Here is a 15,455-nt window from a genome sequence, read left to right as displayed (position 1 = left end):
TTGCCATTGCACGCCGGGATTGAACTTTTTCATTATCTTAGGCTGCAAACCAACCAATTCCTGACGCTATGTCAACCAAAGAAATACAAGACCTTCTAAAGCTGGTCAGTAAGCTGGAGCTATCGGAATTCAAAATGAAAGAGGGTGAATTTTCTCTTTCCATCCGTACCAAGCATTTTGTAGCAGGAGACAACGGTCAAGCTTCCACTGGAGCCACAGCTCCTTTGATGCCTATGCCAGCGGCTGCACCTGCCTACGCTCCGCCAGCTCCTGTAGCTGCCGCTGCTCCGCCAGCGCCTGCCCCTAGTAAAAAGGAAGACGCCCCAGTGGATGATGAATCCAATTACTTGGCTGTAAAGTCTCCTATGGTAGGAACCTTCTACCGGTCTCCTTCACCAGACAAGCCCGTTTATGTTAAAATAGGCGACATGATCGGTAGCGGTGATACGGTATGTATCATAGAGGCGATGAAGCTTTTCAACGAAGTAGAGTCTGAAGTGAGTGGTAAGATTGTAAAAGTATTGGTAGAAGATGCGCAGCCGGTCGAGTATGACCAAGTGCTCTTCTTGGTAGACCCTAAAGGGTAGACTGGCCAAGACTTTACTGCCTTTTTCCTAAGTTAAGCTTATGCGACTATGTTTAAGAAAATCCTCATAGCTAATCGGGGAGAGATCGCGCTGCGTATCATTCGTACCTGCCGGGAAATGAATATCAAGACGGTTGCCGTCTATTCTACCGCAGATCGCGAAAGCCTGCACGTGCGTTTTGCCGATGAAGCCGTTTGTATAGGGCCTCCCGCTTCAGCGGAATCCTACCTCAGTATTCCTAAAATTATGGCAGCGGTAGAAATTACCAATGCTGATGCCATCCATCCGGGGTACGGATTTTTGGCCGAGAATGCCGATTTTGCAGAAGTGTGTAAAGAATACGGGATCAAATTTATTGGCCCCGAACCTGAGCACATGCGTAAGATGGGCGATAAGGTGACCGCAAAAGAAACCATGATCAAAGCCGGCGTTCCTGTTGTGCCTGGATCTGATGGGCTGGTTAAAGATTTGGCCGAAGGCCAGAAAGTAGCTGCCGAAATCGGTTTTCCCGTTATGATCAAAGCTACGGCTGGTGGCGGTGGCAAAGGAATGCGTATTGTACCCAAAGCCGAAGATTTTGAGAAGAATTGGAATTCTGCTCGCCAAGAAGCCAAGGCTTCGTTCGGTAATGACGGTATCTATATCGAAAAATTTGTTGAAGAACCTCGCCATATTGAATTCCAGATTGTAGGAGATCAATTTGGTAAAGTTGTCCATCTTTCGGAACGCGATTGCTCTATTCAGCGTCGTCACCAAAAGCTGGTCGAAGAATGTCCTTCTCCATTTATGACCGATGAGTTGCGCGAAAAAATGGGCGCAGCGGCCGTACGTGCAGGAGAATGCATTAAATACGAAGGTGTAGGTACCGTAGAGTTTCTGGTAGATAAATACCGCAATTTCTACTTCATGGAGATGAATACCCGTATCCAGGTAGAACACCCCGTAACGGAAGAAGTTATTGATCATGATTTGATCAAAGAACAGATCAAAATCGCTGCGGGCCATCCTATCGTAGGAGGCAATTACCTCCCTACAGGCCACGCTATGGAATGCCGTATCAATGCGGAAGACCCGTTCAATGGTTTTCGCCCTAGCCCAGGCTTGATTAAGTCTTTTCACAGCTCAAAAGGCCATGGTGTGCGGGTTGATACTGCCGTTTACGCAGGATATACCATCCCTCCGCATTATGACTCCATGATCGCTAAACTCATCTGTCGGGCTCGTACCCGTGAGGAGTGTATCACCAAAATGGAACGAGCACTCGATGAATTTATCATAGAAGGGATCAAGACCACCGTACCTTTCCACCAGCGCCTTATGAAAGATCCGAAATTCCGGTCTGGTGATTTCAATACTGGTTTCCTCAATGATTTCGATCTGGAGGATCGGTAGTTGTAGCGTTTTTTAATAAAACGTAGAATGGGAATTTGGAACAGCTGTTTCAAATTCCCATTTGTTTTTTTAACAACAATATCGTAATTTTGTACCCACAAAGTAATTACAATGAATGTACCTATCGTAAAAATCGGCAATTCTCGCGGTATCCGTATTCCTAAGAAGGTGTTGGATCGCTATCATCTTGGTGAAAACGTGGAGATGGAGTTCAAGGACGATTGTATTGTCCTGAAACCCAGCCCCGATGTACGTGTAGGTTGGGGCCAGGCTTTTATGGAAATGGCTGCTCAGGAAGATGACCTGCTCGCTATGCCAGACCTCTTTCCCGAAGATGAAGCACTCCTTGATGAATTGATTGGAGACGAATTGATAGAAATATAATTTTTATTTCTCTTCCACCCTTCCAAGGATTTTAGATGTAAAATTTCAACTCTTACACTGGTCAACAAACAAACCATCTAACCCTTTATAAAGTCGGAATGCGGAATTGAGAAGTCGGAAATAAAATTGGCTTGTCTCTCTTTTCAAGATGACCAGAACCCTCTAACCCTCCCCCTCCTCCTTTCCCATGTCTAAAACTCCGACTTACCGCCAATACCAAGTTGTTGTTGTCAATCTTGAACCGACACTAGGTAGCGAAACCCGTAAAGTACGTCCCTGTGTGATTATCTCTCCTGATGAGATGAATGAGCATTTGCGGACGGTCATCATAGCTCCGCTCACTAGTCAAAATAAGGGTTATCCCACGCGCGTGCCAGTTAATGTAAACAAGCAACGTGGCTATGTGATGCTAGAACAAATTCGCACCATCGATAAACGCCGGATTTCTAAAACAGGTGACCGCTTGCGCCGAACGGAAATCAATGACCTTCGCAGGGTGATCAAGGAAATGTTGTATGACTAGCGTTGATACTGTGGCCTAGCGATGCGTAGTAGTGCCGCTGTGGCGGCAGACCCAGGTCTCCTGGGGCCGAGTGAATAACGAGCTGCGAAGCGTAGCGCCCGAAGGGAGGCCCCTAATATTTTCAACCACTAAGTGCCGGGTATATCAATAAAAGCAGTGTAACGCCGTACTAAAGCTGTGCTCGCTAAAAATAGCTGGGCACAACTTATCAGGGGGGCAATGGGTTCTTTTTTTCGACGCGGCATATTGCGTCTTTTACTGTTACCTTTGCAACATGAAAAGTTTCTGGCGTTTACTTCGTTATTTGAGTCGCTACCAATCGCTGGTAGTTGCGGCCATTGGGTGCAATATCCTTACTGCTGTTTTTACGGTGATCAGTATTCCGATGCTGATTCCCTTTTTTCAGATATTATTTGACCGGACAGAGATGGCCGAAGCACCACCATCCGAGCCTATGGGCTTGACCAATATTCCGGAGTATATCAACTACCAGTTTACGGAATTGATTACCACTCAGGGGCAGGAAACGGCGCTGGCTTACGTGTGTATCGCGATTGTGTTGGTCTATTTTTTGCGTAATATCTTCAGGTATTTGGCTTTGTATTTCATGGCTCCTGTACGCAATGGTGTGATTCGTGACCTCCGCGACGAAATGTTCGAGCAAGTGCTTACATTGCCACTGTCTTATTTTGGTGAAGAACGTAAGGGCGACTTGTTGTCTCGCCTTACCAGCGATGTGCAGGAAGTAGAATCTTCTATTCTGAATATGTTGGAAGTTGTCTTTCGTGAGCCGCTCATCATTACTGGTGCCTTGGCGTTTATGATCTACGTAAGCCCTGGCCTGACGGTTTTTGTATTTCTTTTGATCATCTTTACGGGGGTGGTGATTGGTGGTTTGGGTAAACGGCTGAAGCGTACGTCTACCCAAGTGCAGGATCGTCTGGGGCACCTGTTGAGTTTGGTGGAAGAAGGCTTGGGTGGCCTACGGATTATCAAAGGGTTTGCTGCGGAAGATTATCAGCGGAACAAATTCTCGGGTGCTAATAATGATTACCGCAACCTGCTGACAAAGCTCCTTCGCCGGCGAGATCTGGCCTCGCCTTTATCTGAGTTTTTGGGCATCGCTACGGTAGCAGCCCTGTTGTGGTATGGTTCCCGGCAGGTATTTAGTGGGGTATTGGATGCTGAAACTTTTATCACCTTCATTTTTGCCTTTTATAATGTCATTGATCCGGCTAAAAACATTGCCAAAGCGACCTCTAATATCCAGCGAGGTATTGGCGCGTTCGAGCGTATCGAGCAGCTGCTGGATGCCGTAAACAATCTGCCGGAAGCGACTGATGCAAAGGCAATCAGTACTTTCAATCAGGGAATAAGCTACCGCCAGGTAGGTTTTCGTTATCGGGATGTAGAAGGGCCGGTTCTTCAAAATATTGACCTGGAAATACCCAAAGGCAAAGTCGTAGCGCTGGTGGGTGCATCGGGAGCTGGTAAAAGTACTCTGGTAGATTTGCTTCCTCGCTTTTATGATGTCACCGAAGGCGGCATTTTTATTGATGGGGTAGACGTTCGTCAGCTACGTCGGCGTGACTTGAGGAGACTGCTGGGTATTGTTAGCCAGGAGGCGATTTTGTTTAATGACACCATTTACAATAACATCGTTTTTGGCTTGGAGGGCGTGACGCAGCAAGCGGTAGAGGAAGCCGCTCGGATTGCCAATGCCCACGATTTTATTAGTGCAACCGAGCATGGCTACGCTACGAATATTGGTGACCGTGGCAATAAGCTTTCTGGTGGCCAGCGGCAACGGCTCACTATTGCGCGAGCGATCTTACGTAATCCACCTATCCTTATCCTGGATGAAGCGACTTCTGCCCTTGATTCGGAGAGTGAACGTCTGGTACAAGATGCCCTTACGAAACTGATGCAGGGCCGTACCGCCATAGTGATTGCTCACCGCCTGAGCACTATCCAACACGCCGATGAGATTATCGTGATGCGCGAAGGCCGTATCGTCGAGCGAGGTACTCACCTGGGGCTGTTGGAGCAGGGGGGAGAATATCGGAAATTGGTGGCCTTGCAGGGGTTGGAGTAGGGCGCTCACTGCGTTCGCGGAGGTGCTCTTCCAATAACTCGGAATCGCGAGGTGTTCGTTCCGATAACTCGGAAATCACGGTAGTGTTCACCCGTTGCACGAGATTCACGAGGGTACTCGCTGCGCTCGTGGTTTTTTGCACCTATAGATAATGTATCTGTCCTTTCAGGCGATTCTTTTGCCACGCCTACCCGCGAACGCAGTGAGCACTTCCACGATTCCGATTTATCAGAAGAGCACTCCCATGAGCGAAGCGAATAAAAAAAACACTCCCAAAACCCAGACACAAATTGTACCTTTGCCCCTCATGAATTTACCCCTCAAAATAGCCCGTCGCTATCTATTTGCCCGGCGTTCCACCAATGCCATCAATATCATTACTGGTATTGCAGTTTTTGGCGTAGCTATTGGCACAGCGGCTCTTATTTTGATTCTTTCTGTTTTTAATGGCTTTGAAGACCTCTTTCTGACGCTTTATAACAGTTTCAATCCTGATGTGACGGTGACCCCGGCGCAGGGTAAAACCTTTGCAGCCGATTCTGTTATGCTAGAGGATCTTTACCTCCTCGAAGGGGTGGATGTGATTTCACAAACCTTGGAAGAAAAAGCACTCTTTGAATATAAAGACAACCGAGACTTTGGCCTTCTCAAAGGCGTAGACGAATACTATAAGCAAGTTACGGGTATTGATTCCACCGTTCGGGAAGGTTTCTATAGTCTGGAAGAAGAAGGAGTGAGCATGGCCGTAATAGGGCAGGGCATTCGCAATAAATTGGGCATTGATGTTGACGATCCCTTCAATCCCCTTACCGTTTACTGGCCTAAAAGAAAACGCGGAGGTCCTTTTGATACCCGCCCTTTCAAGTCGGTTCAGGTACAGCCTGTGGGTACTTTTTTGGTGCAGCAGGATTTTGAGAACCAATATGTACTTACCTCGCTAAAGCTGGCGCGCGAGTTGCTGGATCGGCCCGATGCCTGTACTTCGTTGGAAATCGACCTTAAGGATGGTTTCGAAAATACGGGGATATATGATGAAATTAGTACCATCGTCGGCCCGGACATGGAGGTCAAAAACCGTTACGAACAAGAAGCTTCTTTCCTGCGCTTGATGCGGGTAGAAAAATGGTTGAGCTTTGCCATCGTTGGCCTGATGATGCTCTTGGTGAGCTTCAATCTTATAGGGGCACTGTGGATGATCGTACTGGAAAAACAACCCGATATCGCCATCCTGAAATCTATGGGGATGACAGAGAAAGGGGTCTACCGCCTTTTTCTTTATGAAGGCCTGCTCATGTGTGGTGCCGGTATTTTACTGGGTTTTATCCTTGCTACAATAGTTTATGTCCTTCAAGTTACAGTCGGCATCATCACCCTTCCGGGCGGTATGCTCATCGATGCTTACCCCGTGAGTTTGCGGTGGTTTGATTTCCCACTAGTCGCGCTTACTGTTGGTACCATTGGCGCATTGGCTTCGGTTTTACCCGCCCTCAGAGCACGTCGGGTTTCTGCCATCATTCAGTCAGAATAGATTAGAATTCGGAGATCGGAAGTGGGAAATCAGAATTAAACGGGACACACGTAGGGTACTATGTAGCGTTTTGTATATCTATTTCTAAATAGTATTCGTCTGAATACCTCCCACTTCCCACTTCCGAATTCCCACTTTAATCAAAATGAGGGGCCCTGCCGTCGTTCCTCGGCACCAGGCTGTTCGCTCTCATGCAGTGCTGCGCATTGCATACCGCTGCCATCCTTGGTCCTTGTGCCGTCCCGGCACCGAGCTTCAGGCTTCCGCCTTGCGCACTAGTACAATCCTTACGCATCTATTGAGTCGGGTAGGTACTAACATTTTTTACCTGACACAATAGGGGGAGTTCTCTGTGAGTTACATCTATCCATTGTAAGAAGCTGGTAAAGCAACCACAAAAAACCAAAAAAATATGAGATACCTACTGTTTGTCTTTTTGCTTGCAACCCAAATAACCTATGCTCAGGCCCAGGAAACCCGCCAAATTGGACCTTTCACTGGATTGGTGGTTAGCGGAAAACTAGAGGTTTACCTCGAGCATGGAGAAACCGACCAGATAATTATCGAAAGTACCGATTACCCGGAAGGCGAACTTAACATCAGCCTAAAAGGAAGTACCCTCAAGCTGAGCTTAGTGGATGGCTGGATCAAGGGTGATCGCCGCCTGCGCCTGCGTGTACAATATCGGAACCTTGACGAAATCCGTGTGCTCGCTGGCGCTGCCCTCAGCAGCCGGGAAATCCTGACTGCCGATCGATTGGAACTCAAAGCTGGCAGTGGCGCTGAGGTAGACCTCCAACTCGAAGTCCATACCCTCGAAGCTGCCGCCACAGAAGGCGCCAATGTAGAATTATCCGGGACCGTGAAAAACCAGTATGCAACCGCGAATACCGGCGGAGAATATGACGCTTCTCGCCTTTCGTCAGATCGTACAGATGTGAAGTCCAATACTGGTGGACTGGCCCGCGTTGTCGCTAACGAACACCTTGATGCTGTCGCCAATACGGGTGGGCGCATCCAATATTCTGGCGATCCACAGGAAAAGTATACCCGCAGTAATCTGGCCGGAGAGATCAGAGGGTTTTAGTCCTAAAGACGCTACGTGTGGAATGCTATTTAGGTGCGGGGTGCTAGGTGCGATGTGCGACCATTCGCACCCCGCACCCCGCACAAAGTCGCACTCCACACAAAACCGCACCCCGCACCAAGCACGTTTCCACACCCCACACAAAAAAACGCACGCAAAGCTCCGCACTCTATTACCGTAAAGACCTTATCAGTCCCATAACCTGTTTGCGTAAAACGTCTACATCTCCATGCAGTTGCAGAAGGTATGATTGCTCCAGATAGCCCAAGTCTTCAAAGACATATAGCATGCTTTTACATTCCATAATTGAGCGCTGACTGATCTCCAAAAAGCGAATAAATTCCTTCCGGGAAAAACAACCAAAGCCCTCCGCTATGTTGTTCATTCCCGAGAGAGCAGCTCGCCTAAACTGTCGTCGAGCGTCATAGTCTTTATCTAAGGGCCCTTTGATTTCGTATGCTTGTTTAACAAATAGCCTGGCATTTTGCCAACACTTCAATTCTTCAAAACGACTTACTTTTCCCATTACTATTGTTTAAGGTTCTATATATATAAGGAGTCATAACCCCTGAAAAATCCACGATATACGTAAATGTTTTTTATGCCATAAATGTAAGTTGTTGATATTTAGGTGGTTGTAGTTAGGGGGCAGTGATCCCCCGCACCCCGCACTCCGCACAAAACCGCACGCCGCACCAAGCACGTTTCCACACCCCGCACAAAAACGCACCCCGCACCAAGCACGTTTCCGCACCCCACAAAACCGCACCCCCGAACGCAAAGCCCCACCTACCTCAGCGTTTCTTCAAATATTAACCGCTCGTTAGAAAATTCTCCTCGTAAGCACTTACCTTTGCGTCTCCTCAAAAACTGATGAAGCATGTACGCAGCACTAGCTAGCAAAGAGAAAAGTATTTCTGTGATTGGCCTTGGTTACGTAGGTCTTCCTTTGGCACTGGAGTTGGCCAAGAAATTCAAAGTAATTGGCTTTGACATCAGCGAAGAGCGGGTCAGTATGATGAAAAATGGTGTAGACCCTTCGGAAGAGCTAACTGCGGATGCTTTTCTGGATAAAGACATTCAGTTTTCCTGTGATCCTGTCGACTTGCAAAAAGCTCATTTCCATATTGTAGCAGTACCTACACCGGTGGATGAGCATCGAGTACCCGACCTGACGGCGCTGATCAAGTCTTCTACTACCGTTGGGCGCGCCCTCAAGAAAGGCGATTACGTGATTTACGAATCCACCGTCTATCCTGGCGCTACGGAAGAGGATTGCCTACCTATCCTGGAAAAAGAAAGCGGCCTGAGTTTTACTGCCGATGATTTCAAACTAGGCTATTCTCCTGAACGGATCAATCCAGGAGACAAGGAGCATACCGTAGACAAAATTCTCAAGATTGTTAGTGGCTCAGATGCCGAAGCCTTGGAAGAAATTGCCCAGGTTTATGGCGCCGTGATCACTGCGGGTATCTACCGTGCAGCTTCTATCAAGGTAGCAGAAGCCGCAAAAGTTATTGAAAATACCCAACGGGATATTAATATCAGCTTCATGAACGAACTGTCCATGATTTTTGATAAAATGGATATTGATACCACAGAAGTATTAGCGGCGGCTGGTACTAAATGGAATTTTCTACGCTTTACACCTGGTTTGGTAGGAGGACATTGTATCAGTGTCGATCCTTACTATCTTTTGCATAAAAGCAAAGAATTGGGCTATGACCCTCAAGTCATTCTTAGTGGCCGCCGGGTAAACGATGCGATGCCTGCATTTATCGCTAAAAAGATGGTTCAATTGTTAATTCAGAAAGGTAAAAACCCCAAGAATACCAAGGTGCTGATTATGGGAGCTACCTTTAAAGAGAATGTAGCAGATATTCGCAATTCAAAAGTAATAGAGGTGGCGCGGGAGTTGATGGAGTATTCGGTACATGTGCACCTTACAGACCCTCACGCATCGCCCAACGAGTTGGCACATGAATATAAAATGACCTTGGTCGACCAAGTCTCTGATGACTACGATGCTATTATTGTAGCCGTGTCTCATCAGGAATACAGGGAACTGGACGAGGCGCATTTTATCGAAATGATGAAAGAGGAACCTATTCTATTTGATCTAAAATCGCTTTATACTTATCCAGCCGCCGACTCGACTCTTACCTATTGGCGACTCTAAACCTGGTGATTTGTTGTTGGTCATCAATATAAATTGACTGTTAAGAGATGTGGTGAATACTAGATTAGTGAGCCTAAAGTAGGTCAAAAACCAAATAAACAATACCTTTGGGCAGTTAATCGGAACAATCCCATTAACCCCATGACTAAGAGCTTGAAAACTAAAAATCTACCTGCCGAACAGGATTTTGAAAATCATCTGCACCTCACCGAGGCGCGTTGGTTTGCTGTGTATACGGGGTATAAGCGTGAGAAAAAGGTAGTAGAGCTACTTGCCCAAAAAGGTATTACAGCCTACGTCCCTCTTCAGCGACTGACCCGCCATTACACACGAAAAACCCGTCAGGTAGAGCTCCCACTCATCAGTTGTTACGTGTTTGTAAAAATCACACAAGCACAGTACGTCCCCGTTTTAGAAACTCAATTTGTACAACGTTTTTTGAAGATTCGCCGTAACCTCCTCGCTATTCCGGAGGCAGAAATTGATCTGCTCAGGCGCATAGTAGGAGAACTTACAGAAATCGAAATCGAAACCATTGGCGAGCTGCGCCAAGGTGATGAAGTAGAAGTAATCGCTGGTCAACTGACAGGACTAAAAGGGGTATTGGTAGAAAAACGTGGCCGCCAAAAATTGGTTGTCGAACTGAAAACCCTGGGGTACGACTTGTTGATGGAGGTCAATCCTGGCCATTTGAGCAAATTACAGCCAGGTAGTCTGAGCTAGAAATTTCGCTGTTTAGCGACTAGATAACAGGGTTGGTGTTCCCTGTGACTTACCCACAAGGTACCGTCAAAAGCACCGTAGATAATATGCAGCGCGATTACGCTCATAGCTCCTTCAGACCACAAGCCCTTGCGACTTATGGAGGGCGAAGCCGTTTTTTAAAGTCGGAGTTGGGAGGTCGGAATTCGGAATTAATGGGGCACGCGTAGGTCCTTAGGGTATAGGAATGAGTGAACCGAATTTAGTAGAAGATCAAGAAGCACGGTATGGACTCACTGAGTGCTTTAAGGAATTCGTGTTGAATGTATGGGCATTTTGTGAGAAAGTATCCTAATACCTCTACTGGAAGGAATGTTGTATTTCAGCTGACGAAATCAGCTTCGTCTACTGGCGCAAACTTTAGGGCAGCTTTTCGCGCTCGTTCTGATAAAGAATACTTGGCAAAATTAGGAATAGCCGAAGAAGAAGGGGACGAAACCTGTTATTGGTTGGATTTGGCGCGTTCTTACAAAAAATGGGAGCCTATCCATAAGGAGGTAAATCAACTTTATCAAGAAGCTGATCAGTTGACTGCGATTATTGTTTCTATGATGAAACGCAAAAAGGAATCCTTAAAATAATACTTTTCTCAAAGTGGGAAATCGGAATTGGGAAGTCGGAAGTAAGTGTGGTGCGCGTATATTGTTTTGGCTACAGGGCAGGTAAATGCCACTAGCGGATAAAGAATACTTCCGATTTCCGCTTTTCCACTTCCGACCTTGAAATTTCCGACTTCCGACCTTCGACTTCCGACTTTGAAATATCGACCGCTTGCTCAACCTATTTCGTAAACATCCCCAAGTCCCCTCTTACGGCACCCTCGCCCTGGACCTCCACTCTCACCTCCTTCCTGGGATTGATGACGGAGCAAAAGATGTGGGCCATAGCTTGGCACTGATTCGGCGCTTGCAAGGGATGGGGTTTACGCGATTGTTTACAACGCCACATATCATGGCGGATATGTACCCGAATACGCCGGAGATTATTGGCGAAAAACTGGCGGAGGTACGGGCGGCGATGAAGGATGTGGGACTCAATATTCCCATTGATGCAGCAGCCGAATACTTGATGGATGAAGCATTTGGGGAAAAAATAAAAGCAGGTTCCTTGCTTACTTTACCGGGAAACCGGGTGCTGGTAGAAATGTCATTCGTTTCCGCACCACCGAACCTGGGGCAGCACATTTTTCAGCTACAAACCAAGGGCTACAAAGTGCTTTTGGCACATCCTGAACGTTATCTGTTTTTTCGGGATAATTTTAAGAAATACAAAGAGTTGAAAGACCGTGGCGTCGAATTTCAACTCAATTTATTGTCTTTGGTGGGCTACTACGGAAAACCAACCCAGGATAATGCCAAGGCACTGCTAAAAGCAGGAATGATCGATTACCTTGGCTCCGACCTACATCATGAGCGCCACGCTGATAACCTCGAACGCCTGCTCGCTGATCGCAAACTGAATCGCCTGCTGGGGAAATACCTGGCTGGGATGAAGAATGCGGTGATTTAGGTTTTGAACCACATAAGGCACTGGAGGACACCTAAGGTTTTTTTGTTTTTTCACCACATAGGCACATAGTTTTTTTGAACCATATTAGGACATATAAGAGATTATAAGGACCTGAGATTTTAAATTACACCCTTACACCATCCTCCAACAATCTAACCAACTATAAATGAGATCATTCGCCCTCATCGGCGCCGCCGGATACATTGCACCGCGGCACATGAAAGCTATAAAAGACACGAACAATAATCTACTGGCCGCAGTGGATGCCAATGACTCGGTAGGCGTTATTGACAGCTACTTTCCGCAAGCAGATTTTTTCGTTGAATTTGAACGATTTGACCGCCACGTGGAAAAATTAAAGCGAAGCGGTCAGCCACTAGACTACGTGAGCATCTGTTCTCCGAACTACCTCCATGACGCCCACATTCGCTTTGGCCTCCGCCACGGAGCCGATGTGATCTGTGAAAAGCCGCTGGTACTAAATCCCTGGAATGTGGATGCATTGCAGGAAATCTGTGAAGAAACGGGCAAAGAAGTGTACAATATCTTACAACTTCGCCTCCACCCCAGTGTGATTGCCCTGAAAGAGCGCATTGCGAAGGCGCCCAAGGATAAGAAATTTGATATTGACTTGACCTACCTCACCTCCCGTGGCCACTGGTATTATACGAGTTGGAAAGGGAATTTGGAAAAATCAGGCGGTATTGCCACCAATATTGGCGTGCATTTTTACGATATGCTACAGTCGATATTTGTCCCTATTCAGGAAAACGTAGTACACCTGCATACGCACGATCGTGCGGCTGGATATTTGGAGCTGGAGCAAGCTCGGGTACGCTGGTTTTTGAGCATCAACTATGATTGTATACCGGAGCATGTTCGTGCTACTGGCGCAAGGACATACCGTTCGCTTACCATTGAAGACGAAGAATTTGAGTTTAGCGGTGGTTTCACCGAACTGCATACCCGGAGCTACGAAGCCATTCTGAACGGAGAAGGATTTCCGCTAACTACCGCGCGGACCGCCATTGAAACCGTTCACCAAATTCGGCACCAAAAGCCGGTGGGACTGAAGGGGGATTACCACCCTCTGGCGAAATTGCCGTTGACCAAACATCCATTTGTGCGATCTTAAGATACGTTCGTTGCCTGTTTCAACACAACTACAATCAATACCAAGTACCTCGTACCAAGTACTAATATACAGATATGAAAATTCTTGTTACCGGCACCGCCGGATTTATTGGGTTTCACCTGGCTAATCGTCTCATCGCAGATGGGCACGAGGTAGTGGGACTGGATATCATTAACGCCTACTATGATATCAATGTTAAGTACGGGCGTTTAGCCGAAGCAGGTATCAGTAAAGAATCTATTGAGCCGGGTAAACAGATCACCAGTACGACCTACCCCAACTACCGTTTCATAAAATTGGACCTCACGGACCAAAAAGGCCTAGATCAGCTCTTTGCTGCGGAGCAGTTCGATACGGTAGTGAATCTGGCAGCCCAGGCCGGAGTACGTTACAGCCTCGTAAACCCACGGGCGTATGTTGACAGCAACATCATCGGCTTTACGAACATTTTGGAGTGTTGTCGTCATCATGGTGTAAAGCATTTGGCCTACGCTTCCAGTTCCAGTGTGTACGGCCTCAACGAAAAGATGCCCTTGTCTACAAGTGATAATGTGGATCACCCCATCTCCCTTTACGCGGCTAGTAAAAAAAGTAATGAATTGATGGCGCACACGTACAGCCACCTTTTTGGGTTGGCTACTACAGGGCTACGGTTTTTTACGGTCTACGGTCCTTGGGGCCGGCCGGATATGGCTTTGTTCCTTTTCACTGAAGCAATGCTGAAAGGGGAACCCATAAAGGTCTTCAATCACGGTAATATGGTGCGTGATTTTACGTACATTGATGATATTGTGGAAGGTGTGGTACGGGTGATCCAAAATCCGCCACAGGATAATCCAGACTGGACGGGCATAGAGCCAGATCCTTCCACGTCTAAAGGACCCTACAAAGTCTATAATATTGGCAATAATGATCCGGTGAAATTGATGGAATTCATTGAGGCTATTGAGGAAGAATTAGGTATAGTAGCTCAAAAGAATTTGATGGATATCCAACCTGGTGACGTGCCGGCTACTTATGCGGATGTGCAAGATTTAGTGGATCGGGTGGGATATAAACCTAGCACATCAATCAAGGAGGGAATAAAGCAATTCCTGGATTGGTATACTCGCTTCTATGACATTAAAAAGCCTAGACAAACTATTCGTAATTCATGAGTTTTACTAGAAAATTTATTTACGTACTGACTATCATGTCGATATTTAGTTCTTGTGTTTCTCATCAGGAGTTGATTAATTTTAATTCTGGGGAAGAGTTTGAGGGGTTAGAAGAGAAGATAGACAACATTCCGACTCTTAAAATTCAAACGGATGATCTCCTTTCCATTCGAGTTTTGGCTTTAGAAGAAGAAGCCGCTTTGCCGTTTAATATAGATCCCCCGACGCTTAATATGGCCAATTTGGGGAGCGGAAGTGCTAGGCCGATTATTGGATATTTAGTAAATCAAGCAGGAACTATTGATTTTCCAGTACTCGGAGTAATCAAGGTTATTGGATTAACAACGGCTGAACTACAGGATACATTGGGATCATTACTTGCCCCTTATCTTCAAGAACCAGTAATAGTGGCACGTTTTCTGAATTTTCGCGTGACAGTATTAGGTGAGGTTACTCGACCAGGGACGTTTTTTATGTCCAATGAGCGTGTCACAATTCTAGATGCTCTAGGGCAAGCTGGAGATCTGACTCCATATGGGAATAGAACAAACATGTTAGTAATTCGCGAAAAGAATGGAGAAAGAGAATTCGGTCATTTAAATTTACAGGATAGAAGCGTTTTCAGATCACCATTTTTCTATCTTCAGCAGAATGATGTGCTTTATATTGAGCCGTTAGAAGAAAGAACAGGGACTTTAAGAGATCAGTCTCAGCGTATCTTGCCTTGGTTGTCGATAATTACCGCTCTAACCACGCTTGTGCTTACTTTGAGAACCATATAACTAGTAGTTGCATCATAATTTAATGGAATCAACTCAACAACAGACTGCAATCGGCCGCTCTGAAACAGATAGCTTAGAGAGCTCTATCGATCTAAGAGAGATTTTGCTGAGTATTCTTCGTAACTGGTATTGGGTTGCGTTGTGCTTGGTATTGGCGTTCATTGGTGCCAGGTTGTACTTGCGCTATGCCGTTCCCATATATCGAGCTTCGGGGAAAATCCTTATCAAGGATGCTGAAGGCCGAGGCGCAGGTTCTTCACTGACAGAAGAGGCTGTTCTTCAGGAAATTGGATTATTCTCACCAACTAATAATATCAACAACGAGATTCAGATCG

16 protein-coding genes are annotated in these 15,455 nt (G+C 46.5%); 15 read left to right on the top strand and 1 reads right to left on the bottom strand.

What is annotated here, in order from left to right:
• The first annotated feature begins 68 nt into the window (after positions 1–68).
• The 7 genes from accB to ACRBG0_RS04490 all read left to right on the top strand — a co-directional run bounded on the left by accB (position 69) and on the right by ACRBG0_RS04490 (position 7,596).
• Positions 69–587, top strand: a complete 519-nt coding sequence (gene accB / locus ACRBG0_RS04520; RefSeq protein WP_431485717.1) for an acetyl-CoA carboxylase biotin carboxyl carrier protein — start codon at positions 69–71, stop codon at positions 585–587.
• A 48-nt stretch (positions 588–635) separates the two neighbouring features.
• Positions 636–1,979, top strand: a complete 1,344-nt coding sequence (gene accC / locus ACRBG0_RS04515; protein WP_431485716.1) for an acetyl-CoA carboxylase biotin carboxylase subunit — start codon at positions 636–638, stop codon at positions 1,977–1,979.
• A 111-nt stretch (positions 1,980–2,090) separates the two neighbouring features.
• Positions 2,091–2,363, top strand: coding sequence for an AbrB/MazE/SpoVT family DNA-binding domain-containing protein (locus tag ACRBG0_RS04510; RefSeq protein WP_431485715.1), 273 nt, complete (start codon positions 2,091–2,093; stop codon positions 2,361–2,363).
• Positions 2,364–2,550: 187 nt separating this feature from the next.
• Complete coding sequence (locus tag ACRBG0_RS04505; RefSeq protein ID WP_431485714.1) at positions 2,551–2,886, top strand: type II toxin-antitoxin system PemK/MazF family toxin; 336 nt, start codon at positions 2,551–2,553, stop codon at positions 2,884–2,886.
• Positions 2,887–3,160: 274 nt separating this feature from the next.
• A complete protein-coding gene (locus tag ACRBG0_RS04500) occupies positions 3,161–4,981 on the top strand; it encodes an ABC transporter ATP-binding protein (protein ID WP_431485713.1) in 1,821 nt (606 codons plus the stop codon).
• Positions 4,982–5,288: 307 nt separating this feature from the next.
• Positions 5,289–6,509 carry an FtsX-like permease family protein gene (locus ACRBG0_RS04495; protein ID WP_431485712.1) on the top strand — a complete coding sequence of 407 codons (1,221 nt, stop codon included), beginning with the start codon at positions 5,289–5,291 and terminating at the stop codon, positions 6,507–6,509.
• Between the two features lie 412 nt (positions 6,510–6,921).
• Positions 6,922–7,596 carry a head GIN domain-containing protein gene (locus tag ACRBG0_RS04490; RefSeq protein ID WP_431485711.1) on the top strand — a complete coding sequence of 225 codons (675 nt, stop codon included), beginning with the start codon at positions 6,922–6,924 and terminating at the stop codon, positions 7,594–7,596.
• A gap of 172 nt (positions 7,597–7,768) precedes the next feature.
• Here ACRBG0_RS04490 and ACRBG0_RS04485 read toward each other — a convergent pair whose 3' ends face one another.
• Positions 7,769–8,122: a four helix bundle protein gene (locus ACRBG0_RS04485; RefSeq protein ID WP_431485710.1), complete on the bottom strand. Its 354-nt coding sequence runs from the start codon at positions 8,120–8,122 to the stop codon at positions 7,769–7,771.
• Positions 8,123–8,476: 354 nt separating this feature from the next.
• Between ACRBG0_RS04485 and ACRBG0_RS04480 the strand changes: the two genes are divergently transcribed.
• The 8 genes from ACRBG0_RS04480 to ACRBG0_RS04445 all read left to right on the top strand — a co-directional run.
• Positions 8,477–9,775: a nucleotide sugar dehydrogenase gene (locus tag ACRBG0_RS04480; RefSeq protein ID WP_431485709.1), complete on the top strand. Its 1,299-nt coding sequence runs from the start codon at positions 8,477–8,479 to the stop codon at positions 9,773–9,775.
• Positions 9,776–9,916: 141 nt separating this feature from the next.
• A complete protein-coding gene (locus ACRBG0_RS04475) occupies positions 9,917–10,498 on the top strand; it encodes a UpxY family transcription antiterminator (RefSeq protein WP_431485708.1) in 582 nt (193 codons plus the stop codon).
• A gap of 317 nt (positions 10,499–10,815) precedes the next feature.
• Positions 10,816–11,118, top strand: a complete 303-nt coding sequence (locus tag ACRBG0_RS04470; protein WP_431485707.1) for a four helix bundle protein — start codon at positions 10,816–10,818, stop codon at positions 11,116–11,118.
• A 190-nt stretch (positions 11,119–11,308) separates the two neighbouring features.
• Complete coding sequence (locus tag ACRBG0_RS04465; protein WP_431485706.1) at positions 11,309–12,046, top strand: tyrosine-protein phosphatase; 738 nt, start codon at positions 11,309–11,311, stop codon at positions 12,044–12,046.
• A gap of 166 nt (positions 12,047–12,212) precedes the next feature.
• Positions 12,213–13,181, top strand: a complete 969-nt coding sequence (locus ACRBG0_RS04460; RefSeq protein WP_431485705.1) for a Gfo/Idh/MocA family oxidoreductase — start codon at positions 12,213–12,215, stop codon at positions 13,179–13,181.
• Positions 13,182–13,255: 74 nt separating this feature from the next.
• Positions 13,256–14,338, top strand: coding sequence for an NAD-dependent epimerase (locus tag ACRBG0_RS04455; protein ID WP_431485704.1), 1,083 nt, complete (start codon positions 13,256–13,258; stop codon positions 14,336–14,338).
• Entirely contained in the window at positions 14,335–15,120 is a 786-nt protein-coding gene (locus ACRBG0_RS04450) for a polysaccharide biosynthesis/export family protein (RefSeq protein ID WP_431485703.1), read from the top strand. The genes ACRBG0_RS04455 and ACRBG0_RS04450 overlap by 4 nt, the downstream gene beginning before the upstream one ends.
• A 22-nt stretch (positions 15,121–15,142) precedes the next feature.
• A partial coding sequence (locus tag ACRBG0_RS04445; protein WP_431485702.1) for a Wzz/FepE/Etk N-terminal domain-containing protein occupies positions 15,143–15,455 on the top strand: 313 nt, incomplete at its 3' end.

This window comes from Lewinella sp. (assembly GCF_050633125.1).
Lineage (GTDB): Bacteria > Bacteroidota > Bacteroidia > Chitinophagales > Saprospiraceae > Lewinella.
The sequence above is the reverse complement of the archived record's forward strand: the minus strand, read 5'-3'. Positions and strand labels throughout refer to the sequence as shown.